The sequence below is a fragment of the Robiginitalea sp. genome (assembly GCF_982776155.1).
The window spans coordinates 109,432-128,754 of sequence record NZ_CEXZKX010000004.1 but is presented as its reverse complement, the minus strand read 5'-3'; the positions used below and the strand labels follow the sequence as shown (position 1 = coordinate 128,754).

Sequence of the window (19,323 nt, the reverse complement as noted above, 5' to 3'; positions counted from 1 at the left end):
AACCTCAATCCGGCTTTCCTTTAACCAGATCACTAGCTGTTTTCGCCCCCTGGTGCAGCCGGCGGCTGACCGTCAGGGAGCGTTCGATACGCCTTTGGGGTGAGGCAACTCCCAGAACCCAGTAGATCACAGAACGGCAAGCCCCAGGGGATAACTGGCGAAACTTTTTGAAGGCATCTGTGTCCTGTCGGAAGACTTCCTCGAGCTCGGGCGGCAAGTCCACCCCGAACTCCGTCTGGTCTTCTTCGAGACGCACAGTAAAATAATCATTGGGGAAGACGCCCAGGGATTTCTGGTTTTTCCGGTTGAACATTATATAAAAGGCCCCATGGCGCTTCTGGAGTGCAGCGTGATAACGGACGGATTTTCCTTCGAATCTGGCGCAAACCACCACCCGGCGCATGTCTTTTTCAACGAACGGACGGACTACCGCATCCGGTAGGGCCAGGGCATGGGTATCCTGCAGGGTGGTTTCAAACTCTGGGCTCCGGATCATGGCGAAAGGCGCGTCAGGATTTGGACGGGTCCGTGCAGGGTTCTGTGGACCGGGCACTTATCGGCGATTTCGAGCAGTTTTTGCACCTGCTTTTCATCCAGGTCTCCGGTTATGCGGATTTCCCTTCGAAAGGTATCGATCCGTGCCTCCCCGGATTCGCACTGGTCGCAATCAAGGGCGTGTTCTTTGCCGTGGGAGGTGTGGACTTCCACGTGCTGCAAGTCCCATTTTTTTCGTTTGGCGTACATCTGAAGCGTCATGGCCGTACAGGCCGAAAGGCCTGCAGCCACCAGTTCGTAAGGGGACGGGCCCAGGTCCCGGCCGCCGAAACTCTCCGGTTCGTCCGCCAGCATGCGGTGGTTGCCCACGAGCATTTTTGTGGTAAACCCGGCGTCCGCTTCCAGGCTGGCTACCACCTGCTGCTCCGTTTTCAGGGGCGGTTGGTCTGGTTGCACCGTATACCGGGCTGCCCAGGAAGCAATCACCGAACCGGCGTACCGGGCATCGGACGGCAGGCTGAGCAGGTGGTCGGCCCTGTCCAGGGTGATGAAACTCTTGGGGTGCCGGGCCGCCCTGTAAAGCCGTTCGGCCTGGTCGATGCCCACGATGGTATCCTGGGGGGAATGCAACAGCAACAGGGCTTTCCCCAGGGAGCCCAGGCGTTCTTCCAGGGGATGATCCTCCAGGTCGTCCAGGAATTCTTTCCGGATCCTGAAAGGCCGGCCGCCGATTCGGACCTCGGCGCTGCCCGTTGTCTCGATGGTTTCAAGGGATTCCCCCAACAAGCCGGTTACGTGCTTTGGGTTGGCCGGGCTGCCGATGGTTGCCACCGCCCGTACATCGGGAAGCTCAAAAGCCGCAGCCAGACAGGCGGTACCCCCCAGGGAATGGCCTACGAGCAGTTGCGGGGCCTCAAAATGGGATTTCAGGAAATCCGAAGCGGCCACCAGATCCCAGATATTCCTCGAAAAATCCGTGGATGCGAATTCGCCATCGCTGCCGCCCAGGCCGGTAAAATCAAAGCGCAAAACGCCAAAACCGCTCATAGTCAACGACCTGGCTACTTCACGTGCCGCCCGCAAATCCTTGGAACAGGTAAAGCAGTGGGCGAACAGTGCAAAAGCGGCGGGTTTCCTATCGGCCGGCAATTCGAGCTTGCCCGCCAATTGCAGGTTCCCGGCGCCGGTAAATCGGATGCTTTCAGATTTCATGGCAAATGTTTTAACGGTTCAGCCCGTGCTTCCCACCGCCTGGAGGGTTAGGGGGTTGCCTGTTTCCGCCTCAGGTCCGGATTAAAGAAAACCCCGAGTTGCAACCGGTCGTAATGCGCGGTTGAGAAATGGTTTTTCAGGTATCCCGCCTGAACGCTCAGGGTCGGGCTCAGTTTGGCCCCGAGTGCCAGGTAGAGCCGGTTCTGGCCAAAAATGTTGCCCTGAAGGTTCAGGAAGACCTCGTCGTACCAGTTCAAGAAAAACGTGTCCCCGAGCGGATAGGTTACCTGCAACCTGTATCGCGCCCGGTGCTGGGTTTCCGTCGGGCCGTCGAAATTCAGGAACCGCTGCTCCAACCGGTAGCGGTGTTCAAAAGCGAAACGGCTTACGGTGTTTTTCAGGATAAACTGTTGAAAGATACGGTGTTCGGTGATTTTATTCAACAGGGCCTCATCCCCTTCAAATGTCGGGTCCGTATCGATGTACGCATACCCGAAAGTGGCGATGGCCTCATCGGAAATGTGGTAGTTTGCACCGGTGCGCAAAAGCATCTGGTTGAAGCTGTTTGTAATTTCGTAGAAACGGAACTGCGCCTCGGTGTGGATGCTCCAGCGTTCGGCCACCTGGTTCATCCCGAAGTACATGTACCAGGCCCCCAGTTTTTCCTCCCCGTTCACCTGGGCCTGCAGGGTATTTGCGCCCAGCATTAAAAGCAATAGCAGGCCGGAGATCCGGCCCGCTTGTTGGATATTATTTATCAATCTCATAAAATATTAGGTCGTTTATTGGGTTTCACTCTCCAGTTCTGCCTCCTCCTTGCAGCCAAAAGCCACGGCCAGGAGCGATAAAAAAAGTAATCGTTTCATGGCTTTGTTTTTTAAGTGGGTTCGTCGTCTCCCGGATTAGGACGCCTATTCCAGCCGGAAGGTTTCAGTTTCCTCAAAAGGAGTTACCTCCAGCGCTTCCATCTCGTCCCGGTAGGCTTCCCAACGGTCCGTAAAAAATGCATTTGTTTTTTCCAGGGCGGCCTGCAGGTCTGCCTCAGCAAACCGGATCAATTGTCGCTCCGTAGCGGTGAGGCCGCCGGGGCGGCTGCTGGAATAGCCGGATGCATTGCTCAGGCGCTGCATCACGGTCATTTCCGGGTTGCGCACGATGCCCTGGCGTTTGTCTTCCTTCCCGATGTACAGGGCCACCAGGGAATCGATCTGCTTAACGATCTCCCCGGAAGCGGCAATCGGGTCCTTAAAGGCCTCCTCGTCCTTTTTCTTGAGTTCCTTCCGGTATTCCTCCGCGATGTTCTTGCTTTCGATGAGCTGCCGGACGGCATCGGCAGCCGTTTGCTGCCACCCTTCCAATTTCCGGGAGGTCTCGTAGGCATCGGTAAGTGCCTTCTGCGGGATGTCCAGGCGCGGGTCGCTTGCAACCTTCACGGTTGTGCTGTCTGCGGACTCGCCAAAATGGGCAACCACCTTATAGGTGCCGGGTAGCACGTCCGGGCCGCCGGGTTCCCGGTTGCGTTTGCGGATGGATCGGGAAGGCCGGTCTGCACCCGCCTCATCCAGCCCCCAGTAAATCCGGTGCAGGCCCGCCGAATCGGGGGTTTTGTATTTGAGGGTGCGGATCAGGCGTTCCCCGTCGTAAAATTTGAAAACAACGGAGTCCCGGGTCATTTTCTCGTTGTCTTCCCCCTCGTTGTCTTCCCCCGGGGCCGACTCCTTCTCATTTGCCCCGCTGTTGCCGGCTCCTTTCTTTTCTGCATCCATTTCCTTTTTGCCGGACTTCAGGTAATAGGTAATCATCGCCCCGCGCCGACGATTCTCTCCGTTAAAAATGGCGTCCCCCCCAAACCGGCTGCCGGTGGGTTGCTGGTAGGCCGCCTGGTAGGCAGTGGGGGTGGGGAAGAGGGCAATATCCTTCTCGAGGACCGCCGGGTTCCCGGCAATGGCCCTCAGGGGACGGATATCGTCCAGGACCCAGGCCGCCCGTCCGAAGGTGCCGATGACCAGGTCATGCTCCCGCGGATGTATGGCCAGGTCTTTAGTGGAAACTGTCGGGTAGCCGTGGTCCCATTTGGACCAACTGGATGCCCCGTCCATACTGTAGTACAACCCATCGTCCGTACCCAGGAAAAGCAGGTTTGGATTTTCAGGGTCCTGGATGATCGACAGCGTATAGGAGGCCACGTCGTCAGCGTCCACAATCCGTTCCCAACTCCGCCCGAAATCCCGGGTCCGGTAGGCGTATGGCGTATAGTTGAACCGCCGGTAGTCGTTGGCTACCAGCAGGGCTTCTCCCGGGTTGTCCGGAGAGGCCTTGATCTGCGGGATCCAGCTCCCTTTGGGCAGCCCTTTGATGTTGGTGCCCACCTCGGTCCAGGTGCCGCCCCCGTCACGGGTAATGTGCAAGCGCCCGTCGTCCGTACCCACCCAAAGCAGGTTGCGCTCGGCCGGGGAGGGTTCGATAACCAGGATCGTACAGTGGTTTTCCGCCCCGGTGGCATCCAGGGTGAGCCCCCCGCTTTCGCTTTGCTTTTGTTTTTCCGGGTCGTTGGTGGTCAGGTCGGGCGAAATCACCGACCAGGTGAGTCCTTTGTCCGTGCTTTTGTGCACAAACTGGCTGCCGAAATACACCGTGCTGTTGTCGTACGGATCCTGCGCAATAGCGGCATTCCAGTTAAACCGGAGGCGCGTGGTGTCATCGGGGGGCGTGGGCCGGACCAGGTAATCATTCCCGGTAACATAATCGTAGCGCCCCACGTATCCCTGCTGGCTCATCGCATATCCATAACGGGAATCATCCGGGTCCGGGACTACGTCAAAGCCGTCCCCGAAGGCGATTTCCTGCCAGTAGGAATTCCTTATGCCCTGGGCTTTCCAGACATAGGCCGGCCCCCGCCAGGAGCCGTTGTCCTGCATCCCCCCGTATACGTTGTAGGGAAACTCGTTGTCCACGGAAATATGGTAGAACTGGGCCACCGGCAGGTTACCGACAAAGCGCCAGGACTTGCCCCCGTCCATGGTCAGGTTCAGGCCCCCGTCGTTCCCGTCCATCATAAACTGCCCGTTTTCCGGGTGGATCCACCAGGCGTGGTGGTCCGGGTGGACGCCATTGTCCACACCGTATGCCGGCATGAGTTCCGTAAAGGACTTGCCGCCGTCCTCGGAGACATTCACATAGGTAAATACCGAATACACGCGGTTTTCGTTTTCCGGGTCCACATACAGGTCCGAGTAATAGAACGGACGGTTCCCGATATCGTCCCCGTCATTGATTTTTTTCCAGGAAAACCCACCGTCATCGCTGCGGTAGAGCGCATTCTTTTTGGATTCCACCAGGGCGTAGACCCGGTTGGGCTTATTCGTGGCTATGGCCAGGCCAATCCGCCCCAGGTTCCCCTTGGGCAGGCCGTCCGCATCGGTGAGTTGTTTCCAGGACTTACCCCCGTCGTGGGTCATGTACAGCCTGCTTCCTGGCCCTCCGGATTCAAAGAACCACGGCCAGCGACGGTGCTCCCACATCCCCACGATCAGTTTGTTCGGGTTGGAGGGGTCCATGACCATGTCCCCCACGCCGGTTTTGTTGTTGACAAACAGGATTTTCTCCCAGGTTTCGCCCCCGTCGGTGGTCTTGAATACCCCCCGTTCCGGGTGTTCCCCCCAGGGGGAGCCAATGGCCCCGACATACACCGTTTCGGGGTCGGTGGGGTCGATGATAATCCGGTGGATATGGCGTGTTTGTTCCAGCCCCATCCGCTGCCAGGATTTCCCGGCATCCAGGGAGCGGAATACCCCGTATCCGCCATTGAGGCTGTTCCTGGGGTTGCCTTCGCCGGTCCCCACCCAGATCACTGAAGGGTTGCTCTGCTGGATGGCCACGGCCCCAATACTCGCGGTAACCTGGTCGTCGAAGACCGGTTCCCATTTGATTCCCCCGGAGGTGCTTTTCCACAGGCCGCCGGAAGCTGTCCCGACGTACATCACCTCGGGATCCTCCGTTACCACGTCAATGGCGGTAACCCGGCCGCTCATACCGCCCGGGCCGATATTCCGGGGTTTCAGGTCGCCTGCGAGTTGCATGTTGAATTGTTGGGAAAACAGGGGGGCTGCCGCCAGCAGCAGGGCTGCGAGAAGTCGTTTTTTCATAAGGGAATTAGTTAGCGGCCTAAAAATACGAAAAGGGGTCCGGGGATTTCTTAAAGGTGTGTTAAGAAGGCCCGCTAGAAACAGCCTCCATAGGGATCTGCCTTATATTTAACTCGTTTCCCTACCGATTCGCTATTTTATATCTGAACTCATGAAGAATATTATCAGGCTCGTGCTCTTAACGGGTATCGTCGGGTTAAATGCCCCTGTAAAAGCCCAATACGCAGTTGAACCGGTTGAAGGATTTACGCCCCAAATCGGGATAGTGGTGGACATGTTGGAGGAAATCAAAGACCGGATTGAAGCCGATGTCCGGGGCCTGAGCCTGGCTGAAACTGATTTTAGGTTCGATGATCGGGCCAACAGCATCGGCGCCCTGATTATGCACCTGGCGGCTACCGAGGCCTATTACCAGATCGAGACCCTGGAAGGGAATGCCTGGTCTGCAGAAGACATGGCCTTTTGGGGGGCAGCCTCGGACCTTGGGGAGGCGTCGCGGGAAACCTTCACCGGCAAACCGATTGCCCATTACCTGGATATCTGGGATACCGTACGGGAGAAAACCCTGGGAGGCCTCAAATCCCGGGACGATGCCTGGCTGGCGTCTGAAATTGAGGAAGGAGTCAACAACCATTGGGTATGGTTTCATGTCCTCGAACACGCGTCAGCACACATGGGGCAGATTGCACTGGTTAAACAACGATTCCCCGATTAAGCGTCGTAAAAGGACTCCGTCGTAAAAGGACTCAGGTAATCTTCCCCTTGAAGGTTTTTTCTTCCGGCTCTTTCGGCTCTTTTGTTTTTCTCCGGGGCTTCTGCAAAACCAGGAACTGGATGCCCAGGGCAAGCACAATCAGGACAATCAATTCTACCTGCATCAGGAGCTTGCTGGACCGGATGGCCCGGGAACCGATCAGGAGTTGGCGTTTCCCCTCGCTGAGCTGGATGTCCGAAAGCGTCCGGGCCTGCCCCTTCAGAACTTCCAGCCTCGTGGACAGTTCGTCCCGGTCCGGATGCGTTGCGGGGTTCGCCATTTCGGCCTCCGCAGCCTGCAGCTGCTCGATTTGTTCCCCGAAGGCGGTTAGCGTCCGCTCTTCGTTCTCGGTTAACCGGGTTTCCCGGAACAACCGCAACAACTGCCCGATCTGGGCATCGACCACCGCGTTGCGCCGCTGGAAGAAGACGGTATCCGAGGTGGCCAGGGCCATGCGTTTTTCGTCCAGGAGGTCTGCGATTTTGAAAATCAGGTCCTTCACCACCAACCGGTCTTCATAGATAGTGATGATGGAATCTTCCACCTTGTCAAAATTTGCCTGGTCGATGCGGTAGGTGGCCAGGATGACAAAGAATACGAGCAACAGGCCCGCAAAAAATCTGATTTTATCTTTCTTCATAAGCCCCGGGGTTGGTATCCTGGTAAGGCAGTATGCCTCCCCGTAATGTAAGGGATTTGGGCACCTTATCAAAACAGGCTGCCTGGGCTGCCCTTCCCCAATTATTTCCCAATTCCGTGAAAAATACCGGAATATAACAGTACCTTCGCGCCCTTAATCCGAGGTTCCGGTGTTTGAAAACTCAGGGGATCTCACCGATACATCCCTATGACATTTGAACAACTCGAACTAGCAGAGCCCATTCTCCGGGCCCTGAAAAAAGAAAATTATTCCCGCCCCACCGATATCCAGGCCCAGGCAATCCCCCACGTCCTCAACCGGCGTGACGTAATGGGAAGCGCCCAGACCGGGACCGGAAAAACGGCGGCCTTTGCCATCCCCATCCTGCAGCATCTGGAACGCGACCGACGTTACGGTGGTAAACGCGGCGTAGTCAATGCGCTGATCGTCACGCCCACCCGGGAACTCGCCATCCAGATCGGGGAAAGCCTTACGGCTTACGGCCATTATACCGGCATTCGCAACACCGTCATCTTTGGCGGGGTGAAACAGGGCAAACAGGTAGAAGCCCTCCGCAGGGGGGTCGATATACTGGTGGCTACCCCGGGACGTCTGCTGGACCTGATGGACCAGGGGATCATTTCCCTGAGCAAGGTGGAGTACTTTGTGCTGGACGAAGCGGACCGCATGCTGGACATGGGCTTTATCCACGATATCCGGAAGATCATCGCCCGACTGCCCGCGGAACGGCAATCCCTGTTTTTTTCCGCAACCATGCCGGACGACATCGTTTCCCTTTCCCGGAAAATCCTGAGCGACCCGGTAAAGGTAGCCGTGAGCCCGGTTTCCTCAACGGCGGAAACCATCCGCCAGTACCTCTACTATACCAATAAATCCGACAAGAACGATTTGCTGCTGCATATCCTGAAGGACCCGGACATGGACCAGGTACTGCTATTTGCCCGGACCAAGCACGGGGCGGACCGCATCGTAAAAAACCTGGGCAAGAAAAAAATTTCAGCCGCGGCCATCCACGGGAACAAATCCCAGAACCAGCGCCAGAAAGCGCTTGGCCAGTTCAAGGACGGGAAGGTCCGCGTATTGGTGGCTACGGATATTGCCGCCCGGGGCATCGACATCGACCAGCTGCGCTATGTGGTGAATTTCGACATCCCGAATGTGGCAGAGACCTACGTCCACCGAATTGGGCGCTCCGGGCGCGCCGGGGAGGAAGGGGTCTCCATCTCCCTCTGCGAACCGGAGGAAAACGCCTATATCCGCGATATTGAAAAACTGATCGACCTGAAAATCGAACGGGTGGAGGACCACCCATTCCCGCAGACGGAGCGCCCGATGACGGCTGCCGAGAAGCAGGAATTCGAAAAGGAGAAGCAGCGTCGCAAGCAGGAGTATTTCGCCTCCCGGAAGAGGGGCGGCGGAGGACAGGGGCGCCAAAACCGGGGCCGCAGGCGCTAGATGCAAGTATTCCTGGGGGGAATTAACCGCGGGCGGACGGGTATCCTGCAGGATGCGGGTATACGGAACCGGCACCGGGTACCGGGCTTTTCACTACCTTTAATGAAACCCGGGTAACGGCCCGCAACCCCGATTTCGTTGAGACATCTCCTTCTGTGCTTTTTCTTGATTTCATTCGGTCTCAATGGCCAGCAGGACACCACGCATGTATTGTTCGTGGGCAACAGCCTGACCTATTACCACGATATGCCCGGGATGCTCCAGGCCATGCTTTCGGAAAAAGGACACCCGGTGCGCATCCATCAGAGCACGGTGCCGGGCATGTCGCTCAGGGGGCATTTTACCCAAATGATTACCGCACTGACGGATTCGACGGCCTTTACCCGCGGGAAAATGGCCGGAGAACTAACGGGCACGGAAAACAAATTGCTGGAGCGCAACTGGAACGTCGTCATCCTGCAAACCGGTACCGTGGAGGCGCTGATTCCTGAATCGCGCAACCTCTCGGTTTCCCCGGCCATCGCCAGGACGAAATCCTACCTGGGAGGCCCCGCGCGCATCATCCTGTTCAATACATGGGCTTCCGATACCACCTATCCCTTGCAATTTTGTCAACCGGGCGCCATAATCCACCCGTCCCTGCGCAGCAGGCCGTATTGTTCGGAGACCCTGGACAACCTGGCGCGGCATACCGGGGCCATCAATTCGGGATACGCCAAACTGGCTGCAGACAATGGCGTTGAAAAGTCCAATCACGGGGACCTGTTCCTGGAAATGCGCAACCTGCATGCGGAGGTTGGATTATTCGACGACGCCTTCCACCCGAGCCCGGCAGGCTCCTTTTTGAACGCTTGTGAGTTCTATTTCCTATTGACGGGGGAAAAAGCTGCCGACCTGGATTTTAACGGGCCGGTGCCCTCCCCGAAAGCCGCACTTCTTAAGCAGGTGGTGGACCGCTACCACGAGGATGGGAACCGTATCAGGAAAAATCCCAATTAACATGGATTTCACAAATAGGAATACTGATAATCAGTACCTTGAAGGTTGAATCAATTCCCAACAGCATGCCATTCACGCCTTCCCGCCGCACCTTCCTGAATTCCTCCGTTTTTGGCCTGCTGGCCGTTAGCCTCCCGAACATTCAATATGCGAACGCCGCAATTTACCGGCAGCCTACAGGCCTTCCGACGCCAGACATCCCGGAGAACTTTCCTTCCCTGCCTGACGAGTCGGTTCGCTCTGTAGTAGGCGCCAGCCATTCGAACCTGGATCGCGTCCGGGAATTGGTGGAACCTCGGCCCGAACTGGCCAGGGCCTGCTGGGACTGGGCTTTCGGGGATTTTGAAACTGCCCTGGGAGCTGCTTCTCACGTGGGCCGCCGGGATATCGCCGCCTACTTGATGGGGAAGGGTGCCCGCCCCAATATCTTCACCTACGCCATGCTCGGGGCTCTGGAAGCGGTGCGCGCAATGATCGAAGCAACCCCGGGGATTCAGAGGGTTTATGGCCCCCACGGCATCTCCCTGCTTTCCCATGCCAAAGCAGGCATGCGGGAGGTTGAAGGCGTACCGGTGGATACTACCCGGCAACAGCGCTTAATCGACTACCTGGAAGCATTGGGGGATGCCGACCCCGGCTGGCCGGATGCGCCTATGGGCGAAGCAGAAAAGGAGAAATACCTGGGGGACTACAAATACGGCCCCGGGGAGGCCGACGGTTTCAGCGTCCGCCTGAACATGCGTAAAATGCTTTCACTGGGGCGTTTGGGTGCGTTTGGCGGGGGCTTGTACTACCGCGGGAACCAGGCCTTTGTGTATAACGGGACGCCTTCCGTAACCGTTACCTTCCAGTTGGATGGGGAAACCGCCAGGAGCCTCACGGTGGAAGAGCCCGGTTTGCGCCTCGTCGCCAACCGGATCTGATATGCGCATAGCCCCTAAGTTCAGGAGAAAATATCCGTAACCTTTTACCCTGCCAGCCAGTCCTATCCGGGAGAACGATTATCTTAGTATCAACTGAAAATTCCCGATCTCATGCGCTATTTGTACGTCCTGACCATCCTGTTTTTCTTTATTTCCTGTGCCTCGGAAACCGGGGACGATCGGGCAGCTGAAATCCATACGGTCGAAAACGGTCTGCTCCCCGGGATCCTCGTGGAAGGGGAATCCATCCCCCGTTATTCTATGGAAGAACGGATGGAAAAATACAACGTCCCAGGGGCAGGTATTGCCGTGGTATCGGATGGAAAACTCCGCTGGGCCCGGGCCTATGGTGTGGCCAATACCCAGACGGGGCAGCCCGTGGATACGGCAACCTTATTTCAGGCAGGGTCGATCAGCAAGCCCATAGCTGCCCTGGCCGCCCTACAACTCTGGGAGGAAGGCAAGGTGGACCTCGATGCGGATGTCAACACCTATCTCAAGGATTGGAAAGTACCGCAGTCTGCCTACACGGACAGTGCCCGGGTCACCCTGAGGCTCCTGCTCACCCACTCAGCCGGGATGACCGTCCATGGGTTCCCCGGCTACAAACAAACAGACCGTTTTCCGGATATCGTGACAGTGCTGGAGGGACGCGGCAACACGGACCCGATAGTTGTGGATACGGTGCCCGGCAGCCTCTGGAGATACTCGGGCGGCGGGTATACCGTCATGGAAAAGGTCGTTGAAGACGTAAGCGGGATGCCTTTGGAAACGTATATGGATAAAAACATCCTCCCGCAACTCGGGATGCATCATAGCACCTACCAACAACCCTTGGACTCCCCGTTCACCGACAATGCGAGTGCCGCCTATGACCGTGATGGCGAACTTATCGATGGGCTTTGGAACAACTACCCGGAACAGGCAGCCGCAGGCCTCTGGACCATCCCATCCGACCTGGCGGCCTATTGTATTGCCATCCAGGAGATCCTTTCGGGTGAACGAAATGGCCCCATTTCGCAGCAAACGGCGCAGGCAATGCTTACCAAACACCTCGGGGACTGGGGACTCGGGCCGGCCCTGCAGAAGGAGGGAGATTCCCTGCTTTTTGGCCACGGGGGTAAAAATGCGGGTTTTACGAATAATATGCTGGCAACTGCCCATCAGGGCCGGGCGGTAATTGTGATGACCAATGCGGACCAGGGGGGCAACCTGATGGGGGAGGCCATCCGCGCGGTATCCGACTATTACGGCTGGGGCTTCAGCAAACCGAGAACGGTCCAACTCATCGAGATGGCGGCAGATTCCCTGGCCGCATTAGCGGGGAATTATGTCCTGGATTTTCCGGTTCCCGGAATTGGGGAATACCGGATTTTCGTGGAGCCCCGGGACGGAAACTTATTCGTTAAAGACCCCAATAACGGGGAGGAGAACCTGTTGAGCCCCATGGATTCCCTGAAATTCGTCGATGTGGAAAAAGGGGAAAACGTCCGGTTTTCAGTAGTTGGCGATACATTGGAGATGACCTGGAACGGCCGCTACCGGTTCCTGCGTATGGGGCAGCATCCCTAAGCAATTCGGTTAGAGCGCCTCCCCCCGGTAATATTCCAGTACCCGCACCCTGAGCAGGTATTCGTATTGCGCATTGGCAAGGGCCACGCGTGCATTGTCCAGGTTGTTTTTACTCACGATGTATTCCGTACTGTTCGAAACCCCGTTGTTAAAGCGGATTTCGTTGATGCGGAAGGACTCCTCATAGGCAGTCACCTGCTCCTCGAGCACCCGAACCCGTTCCAATGCGGTTTCCATATCCGCATGGGCTCCCCGGATGGCCTGCCGGAATCGCAGTTCTGCCTGCGAGAGTTCGACCTCCGCCCGGCTGCGTTCAATCTTCTGTTGTTTGAGGTTGTTATGCGCCTGCAAGCCATTAAATAGCGGGATGCGCGCGCTTACCCCGTAAAAGGTGTTCAGGTTGTTGTCTAACTGGTCCTGAAACTCGATCCGATCTGCCTGGAAAATCGAATTTTCGCTTTGTACAGGATAGTTTTGTCCGCCAACCGTAACAAAATCGCCCGTATCGACAACCTCGGTCCCGGTTTGGGTAAACATATTGGCAAGGCTGGAATAATTGGACCGCAGCCCTGCAAAAAACGAAATTTCCGGCGTGAACTGCCCCCGGGCGGAGGCAACCCCTTTCCGTGCTGCCTCCAGGCGCAGGCGGCGTGCCTCGATGGCATCCAGTTTCGCCAGGGCCTGGCCGTACACCTCCTCGGCCGACAGCGCATAGGGCTCAAAATCCATCAGGATGCCGAGCCGGGCCGGGTCGATGGGGGAAGATGCGTTGATCAGTCGTTCCAGCTCCAGCACAGCAGCCGTAAGGGCGTTGCGGGCCTGGGCCAGGGTGGCCCGGTCAGAGGCATACTGACCCTGCAGGTCGCGGAAGGCAGCCGGGTTCCCTGTTTCCTGGTCAAAGAGGGTTTTCAACCGGTCTACCTGTACCTGGGTAGAGCCAATACGGCCTTCGGTTAGGCGGACGAGTTCCCGGGCATTCACGGCCTGGAGAAACGCCAGGGTAACATCCAGGGAGAGCGCCTGCCGGGCCGCCTCGTATTCCAGGTCGGCCGCTTTCAGGTTCAACCGTTGCCGGCGCATCGCGTTGTACTGGCTAAATCCATTGAACACCAGGGCGTTCAGGTTCAGGCCAATGTTCGAAAAGGTCAGCTTCTCATTGATATAGTCGTTTGTAAACGGGTCGATGCTTCGCCCCTCGTTAATCCCGAGGTCGAAACTGCTGTTGATCCCGGGCATCATATCCCCGGCTGCCAGGCGGAAGTTGACGCGGGCGGTTTCTGCATCCAAACGGCTGCCCTCCAGGCCGGGGTTGTTCTCTAGCGCCATGGCGATGCAGTCTTCCAGGGTAATCACCGCAGACTCCTGGGCAGAAACCCGGGATTCGGCAATAAGCAAGAAAATAACAGGCAGAATGCTTAAGCGTACATGTATCATAATTCGGGATTATCGGTCCAGCTTCCATCGAGCAGGTGCAGGATGCGGCTGCCGTAGGAGGCGTTGAATTCGGAATGGGTGGCCTGGAGGATGGTGGTACCGTCCTGGTTGAGTTCCCGGAACAGGTCCATGATTTCCTTGCTCTGGCGGGAATTCAGGTTGCCGGTCGGTTCGTCCGCGAGCAACAGTTTCGGTTTTGAGATCAGGGCCCTGGCCACACCGACGAGCTGCTGCTGGCCCCCGCTGAGCTGGCTGGGGAACAGGTCTTTTTTACCCACTATGTTGAAGCGGTCGAGGATGTCGCCAACCAGCGCTTTCCGCTCAGGGGACGGTACCTTTTGATACAGAAGCGGTGTCTCGATGTTCTCGTAAACCGTCAGCTCGTCGATCAGGTGGTAGGCCTGGAAGACAAAACTTATGTGGTCCTTCTGCAAGCGGGCCCGCTGCTTGTCCCGCATCCCGTGTACTGCCTGGCCCTGGAAGTAATAGGCACCCTCATCGAAATTGTCGAGCAACCCGATGACATTGAGCAGGGTGGATTTCCCCGAGCCGGATGGCCCCATAACCGAAAGGAATTCCCCTTCAGCTACTTCCAGGTTCAGGTGTTTGAGCAAGTAGATCCGGTTTCCCCCCTGCTGGACCCACTTATAGATATTTTCGAGTTGTAGCAACATGTTGGAGTGTATACTTAGGGCCTGACGTTTCGCTTCAGGGCATTTTTTATTCAGTGCGCAAACTTTTTACGGGATTTGCCAGGGCCGCACGGACGGCTTTGAATGCCACGGTGAGCAGGGCAATCCCCAGGGCCGCCCCGCCGGTTGCGAGAAAGATCCAGGCCCCAATGGGGACGCGATACGCAAAGTCTTCCAGCCAGGAATGCATTGCCCACCAGGCAACCGGGCTGCCGATAACAAATGCGATCAGTACGAGTTTGAGGAAATCGCGGGAGAGCAACCCCAGGATATTCCCGAGGGATGCGCCCAGCACTTTGCGGATACCGATTTCCCGGGTCCGCTGTTCCGCCACGTAAGTGACCAGCCCAAACAGGCCCAGGCAGGCAATCAGGATGGCCAGTACGGCAAAGCTCAGGGCTACCTGTCCCATTCGCTGCTCCTGTCGGTACATCTGGTCAAAAGATTCGTCAAGGAAGGTGTAGGTGAACGGCATGCCGGGAGCCACTTCCCGGAACCTCGCTTCGATTTGCGCCAGGGTGGATTCCAGGCCCTGCGGATCGACACGGAAGGCAGTTACCCAATCGTTCCTGCCAAGGCGGATAGCCAGGGGGCCGACATTCTGCCGCAGCGATTCGAAATTGAAATCCCGGACTACGCCGATTATTGTAAATATCAAAGGCTCCGACATATCCGGGGATTGTGTATAGAGTTGTTCCCCTACCGGGTTATCCACACCGAGGATTTTAGCTGCCCGCTCGTTGATGATCAGCGCCGTGGAATCCGTCCCGAATTCACGCGAGAAATTCCGGCCTTGGAGCAGCTCCATCCCCAGGGTGGGGATGTAGTCAAAATCCGACCGCCAAATCTGCATATTGAAAACGTTGTCCTCCGTCATCACCGGATCCATAGAGAAGGTGGTGTCCCCCCGCGAAGAATTGGCCACAGGCAGGTATCCCCCGAAAGTGGCAGCATGCACCCCGGCGAGTTTAGCCGCCTCGTTTTTGAAAGTCTCCCGGCTGGATCCGGGAATCCCGTCGGTTTCCACGACCACAACCTGTTCTTTGTCAAAGCCGATTCGCATATTTCGGATAAATTCCAGCTGGTTATAGATTACCAACGTTCCTATTATCAGGATGATGGAAACCGCAAACTGGAAGACTACCAGTGCATTCCGGAACCGGGATTCCGCGTTTCCGGTTGCCCCACCCCCTTTTAATACGCGCACCGGGTTGAAAGCCGCCAGGAAAAATGCAGGATACAGCCCGGCCAGGATACCCACCACAAAAGGCAAAAGGAGCAGGAAAAGCAGGTATCCGGGGCGCCACAGGTCGGAAATTACCAGGGATTTACCGGACAGGTCGTTGAACCAGGGCATTGCCAGGGCGCAGAGGCCCAGGGCCAGTGCCAGCGAGAGGGCGGCCAGCAGCGTGGATTCCGTGAGGAACTGGCCCACCAGGGCGGGTTTGCGGGAGCCGAGTGTTTTGCGGATTCCGACTTCCCGGGCCCGACCTGCAGATCGCGCCGTGGAGAGGTTCATAAAATTTACGCAGGCGATGACCAGCACAAACAGGGCAGCCAAGCCAAAGATATAGACGTTCTGGATGTTGCCATTCGGCTCCAATTCGAAACTCCGGTCAGATTGCAGATGGATGTCCGTAAGCGGCATCAGGGAATACTCAATCCGGTTCCCGCTTTGGCGGAAAGATTCCAGGTCCGTATCCATAAAGTCCCTTAGAAGCGGGGAGAGGTATTCCACAATGATTTGTTCAAATTTCTCCGGAAAGTCTGCCGGGTCGGCCCCTTCGGCCAGCAGCAGGTAAGTATGAAAGTTGTGGCTCCCGTAATTCCCCCAATTGTAGGAGACGTTCTGCATGGAAAAGAAAAAGTCAAAATGGAAATGAGATTGTTCAGGAATATCCTCGAATACGGCCGTAACCTGGTAATTTCCATCGCCCGGGTCATTGGTTTCCAGCACCTGGCCCACGGCTGCCTGGGGACTCCCGAAATACCGACTGGCGGCAGATTCGGAGATCACCACGGTGTTCGGCGCATTCAGGGCATGGGACCCCTGTCCGGCTATTACCGGGAGGGTAAACAAATCAAACAGCGTTGAATCGGCATGGGCCACCTGTTCCTCCTGGATGAACTCCGAACCCCTGCGGATGAGCTTGGCCCCCGTATTGTTGTAGATTCGAACGTACTCCAACACCTGGGGAAATTCCGCTTTGAGGGTTTCGCCCATCGGATCGGATGTGACGGACAGGCTCAGGTCCGTGCCCCCCATCCGGATATCGGAATCCACGCGGTAAATGCGGTCGGCAAATTCGTGGTGGCGATCGTATCTCAGTTCGTCCGAGACATAGAGTGCGATCAGCACAAAACACGCCAGTCCCAGGGACAACCCGAAAATATTGATAAAGGAAAACACCTGGTTTTTTTTCAGGTTCCTCCAGGCGATTTTTAGATAGTTGCGGATCATGGCTGCTCGGTTTCTTGATGAGGATTTATTCGGTCCGAAGGCTTTTGACCGGGTTTTGCGTGGCCGCCCGAACCGCCTGGAAACTCACGGTGATTACGGTGATGGTCAGGGCCCCCAGGCCGGCGGCTGCAAAGATGAACCAGGTGATGGTCGTCCGGTAGGTGAACTTCTGAATCCAGCCGTCCATCATCCACCAGGCAATTGGGAAAGCCACCAGGCAGGCGATCAGTACGAGTTGCAGGAAGTCCTTGGAGAGCAGCATCCAGATATTGCTAACACGGGCTCCGAGGACCTTCCGCACCCCGATTTCCTTGGTGCGTCGCTCTGCGACAAAGGCGGTCAACCCAAAGAGGCCCAGGCAGCTGATCAGGATGGCCAGGATGGTGAATACCAGGGCCAGGTCGGCAACGCGTTCCTCGGAAGCAAATTTCTGTGCATACCGCTCATCCACGAAGTCGTACTGGAAGGGCAGGTTCGGGAACTGGCGTTTGAATACCGCCTCCACGGTGGCCAGGTTTTCCGTAACGCTTCGCTCGGGGTTCAACCTCAGGTTGTAATAGCTGATGTTTTCGTATCGGTCAAATACGAACATCGTCTGCTTCACCGGTTCGTAGGGGGATTGCATGATCATGTCTTCCACCACGCCGACCACGGTCAGGGGCGGGTCCGGGTCTTCGTCGTCGTCGTCCCGGATGAGCATGCCGATGGGATCCTGTATCCCCATATATTCCACGGCCGTCTCGTTGAGGAGTACCCCCAGGGAATCCGTGGCGAAATCCCTGGACAGGTCCCGTCCCCGGGTTATTTTCAGCCCCATGCTGGAAGCGTACTCTGGCGTAATGGCTACCCAGGCAAAATCTTCCTGGAAACCGGGGTCCTTGCCTTCCCAGGTAAACCCGGATCGGTTGGACCACACCGAAGTGGTCGGGCTGCTGGATGCAGACATTTCCACCACGGCACCCGAGGTTTTGAATTCGTTCCGCATCAGGTCGTATTTTCCGGAGAAGTCCTGGCTCATCACAGGAATCTGGATGAGACCGCTGGTATTGTAGCCCATGGGGCGGTTCTTGGCATGGTGTATTTGCTTCATGATTACCAGGGTACCGATAATCAGGGCCACCGAAATGGTAAACTGGGTAACGACCAGGATTTTTCGCGGCAGGGCGGAAAAGCGACCGGCGCGGAAGGTCCCCTTGAGGACTTTCACCGGTTGGAAGGATGACAGGTAGAGTGCCGGATAACTTCCGGCCAATAGGGCAGTCAGGATAATGAAGGCCAGGGAGGATGTCCAGAACAGGCTATTCCCCCAGGGAAAACTGATTTCCTTGGCGGTGAGCTGGTTAAATCCGCCCAGGGAGATCAGCACGATCGCCACGGCCAGGACAAAAGCGATGGCCGAGGTCAGCAGGGATTCCCCCAGGAATTGCCGGATGATCTGCCCGCGGGAGGAACCGATGGATTTGCGGATGCCTACCTCCCTTGCCCGTTTTTCGGAACGGGCCGTGCTGAGGTTCATGAAATTGATACAGGCCAGGATCAGTACAAAAAGGCCGATCCAGGCAAAGAGCCAGACGTATTCGATGCGTCCGCCGCTCTGCACCCCGTTCTCGAACTGTCCGCGCAAGTACCAATCGGTCATGGGCAGCAGCATGAGTTGCGGGTTGAAGGTGCGTCCCTCGTCGGTTACCCGGTCGTATTTTGCATTGCGGATGCCTTCTGAAGCGTCGGCCATGTCGATCCCCTCTTTCAATTGCACAAAGAGCTGGAAGGAGTTATTGCCCCAGGAATCCATGGCATTGCGGATCCATGCCTGGCTTTCTGCATAGAATTTCCAGGGGATCAGGTAGTCCATGTCGCCGAAGTTGGTGTTGTTCGGGATATCCCGGTACACCGCGGTGACCTGCATGTCGTGTTCGCTGTTCAGGCGCAGGATTTGGCCCACAGGATCCTGGTTCCCGAACAATGCCGTAGCCGCGGACTCGGAAAGCATAATGGAGCTCGGTTCCTTCAGCCCGGCCGGATCACCTTGCAGTATTTCCAGGGAGAGCATGTCCACGGCCCCTTCCTGCATGGCATTGCCCTCCCGGCTGATTTTCTTGTCGCCTACCTCCAGGTAATACGGGATTTGCCAGGAGGACATGACGATATGCTCAAAGTACTGGTTGTAACTTTCCCGGATGGCAAATTCCAGCGGCCGGGGGATGGCAGAGCCGGTTCCCTGCTTCCCGTTGAAGGTCTGGGTCTGGTAGAACTGCGCAATCCGGTCCCGGTTCGGGAAATGCGAATTGTAATCCAGTTCGTCCGTAACCCACAACCCGATCAGCAGGGTGACGGCCATGCCGGCAGCTAACCCAATAATGTTGATCCCGGAATACACCTTGTTCTTCCAGAGATTCCGCCAGGCGATTTTGAAATAGTTACGCAACATACATGTCGTTTTTTGATGGTGCCTCCCAACTTGGAAGGTCTTGATGAATAAACTCCGAGAATTGCTTTTTTACCGGTAGCTGCCCGCTGGGT

Annotated in this window: 14 protein-coding genes; 5 read left to right on the top strand and 9 right to left on the bottom strand. The window is 56.7% G+C overall.

Translation table 11 applies throughout. The annotated features are described in order from the left end of the window. Positions 1–4: 4 nt before the first annotated feature. The 4 genes from AC3DKS_RS08340 to AC3DKS_RS08325 all read right to left on the bottom strand — a co-directional run bounded on the left by AC3DKS_RS08340 (position 5) and on the right by AC3DKS_RS08325 (position 5,852). Positions 5–496 carry a YdeI/OmpD-associated family protein gene (locus AC3DKS_RS08340; RefSeq protein WP_272607831.1) on the bottom strand — a complete coding sequence of 164 codons (492 nt, stop codon included), beginning with the start codon at positions 494–496 and terminating at the stop codon, positions 5–7. Then, entirely contained in the window at positions 493–1,707 is a 1,215-nt protein-coding gene (locus AC3DKS_RS08335; RefSeq protein ID WP_272607832.1) for a bifunctional alpha/beta hydrolase/OsmC family protein, read from the bottom strand. Before AC3DKS_RS08335 ends, AC3DKS_RS08340 begins: the two co-directional genes overlap by 4 nt. Positions 1,708–1,754: 47 nt before the next feature. Beyond that, complete coding sequence (locus tag AC3DKS_RS08330; protein WP_336298665.1) at positions 1,755–2,474, bottom strand: DUF2490 domain-containing protein; 720 nt, start codon at positions 2,472–2,474, stop codon at positions 1,755–1,757. 144 nt (positions 2,475–2,618) lie between these two features. Beyond that, positions 2,619–5,852, bottom strand: coding sequence for a VPS10 domain-containing protein (locus AC3DKS_RS08325; protein WP_272607833.1), 3,234 nt, complete (start codon positions 5,850–5,852; stop codon positions 2,619–2,621). A gap of 151 nt (positions 5,853–6,003) precedes the next feature. Between AC3DKS_RS08325 and AC3DKS_RS08320 the strand changes: the two genes are divergently transcribed. Next, entirely contained in the window at positions 6,004–6,567 is a 564-nt protein-coding gene (locus AC3DKS_RS08320) for a mycothiol transferase (protein WP_272607834.1), read from the top strand. A gap of 31 nt (positions 6,568–6,598) precedes the next feature. Here AC3DKS_RS08320 and AC3DKS_RS08315 read toward each other — a convergent pair whose 3' ends face one another. Then, the gene (locus AC3DKS_RS08315) at positions 6,599–7,246 is read right to left on the bottom strand and encodes an MCP four helix bundle domain-containing protein (RefSeq protein ID WP_272607835.1); all 648 of its coding nucleotides are present in this window, start codon (positions 7,244–7,246) and stop codon (positions 6,599–6,601) included. 207 nt (positions 7,247–7,453) lie between these two features. Between AC3DKS_RS08315 and AC3DKS_RS08310 the strand changes: the two genes are divergently transcribed. From AC3DKS_RS08310 to AC3DKS_RS08295, 4 genes are all read left to right on the top strand, one after another. Further along, complete coding sequence (locus AC3DKS_RS08310; protein ID WP_015755310.1) at positions 7,454–8,722, top strand: DEAD/DEAH box helicase; 1,269 nt, start codon at positions 7,454–7,456, stop codon at positions 8,720–8,722. Between the two features lie 138 nt (positions 8,723–8,860). Then, positions 8,861–9,721, top strand: coding sequence for an SGNH/GDSL hydrolase family protein (locus AC3DKS_RS08305; RefSeq protein ID WP_148214377.1), 861 nt, complete (start codon positions 8,861–8,863; stop codon positions 9,719–9,721). A gap of 65 nt (positions 9,722–9,786) precedes the next feature. Further along, positions 9,787–10,644: an ankyrin repeat domain-containing protein gene (locus AC3DKS_RS08300; RefSeq protein ID WP_272607836.1), complete on the top strand. Its 858-nt coding sequence runs from the start codon at positions 9,787–9,789 to the stop codon at positions 10,642–10,644. Between the two features lie 111 nt (positions 10,645–10,755). Further along, positions 10,756–12,216, top strand: a complete 1,461-nt coding sequence (locus tag AC3DKS_RS08295; RefSeq protein WP_272607837.1) for a serine hydrolase domain-containing protein — start codon at positions 10,756–10,758, stop codon at positions 12,214–12,216. Positions 12,217–12,225: 9 nt separating this feature from the next. On the opposite strand, the gene AC3DKS_RS08290 is transcribed toward AC3DKS_RS08295, so the two are convergent. The 4 genes from AC3DKS_RS08290 to AC3DKS_RS08275 are packed head-to-tail and all read right to left on the bottom strand — an operon-like array spanning position 12,226 to position 19,231. Continuing rightward, complete coding sequence (locus AC3DKS_RS08290; protein WP_272607838.1) at positions 12,226–13,650, bottom strand: TolC family protein; 1,425 nt, start codon at positions 13,648–13,650, stop codon at positions 12,226–12,228. Beyond that, complete coding sequence (locus tag AC3DKS_RS08285) at positions 13,647–14,324, bottom strand: ABC transporter ATP-binding protein (protein WP_272607839.1); 678 nt, start codon at positions 14,322–14,324, stop codon at positions 13,647–13,649. Before AC3DKS_RS08285 ends, AC3DKS_RS08290 begins: the two co-directional genes overlap by 4 nt. A 46-nt stretch (positions 14,325–14,370) precedes the next feature. Continuing rightward, positions 14,371–16,803 carry an ABC transporter permease gene (locus tag AC3DKS_RS08280; protein WP_272607840.1) on the bottom strand — a complete coding sequence of 811 codons (2,433 nt, stop codon included), beginning with the start codon at positions 16,801–16,803 and terminating at the stop codon, positions 14,371–14,373. Between the two features lie 25 nt (positions 16,804–16,828). After that, a complete protein-coding gene (locus AC3DKS_RS08275) occupies positions 16,829–19,231 on the bottom strand; it encodes an ABC transporter permease (protein WP_272607841.1) in 2,403 nt (800 codons plus the stop codon). Positions 19,232–19,323: the final 92 nt, after the last annotated feature.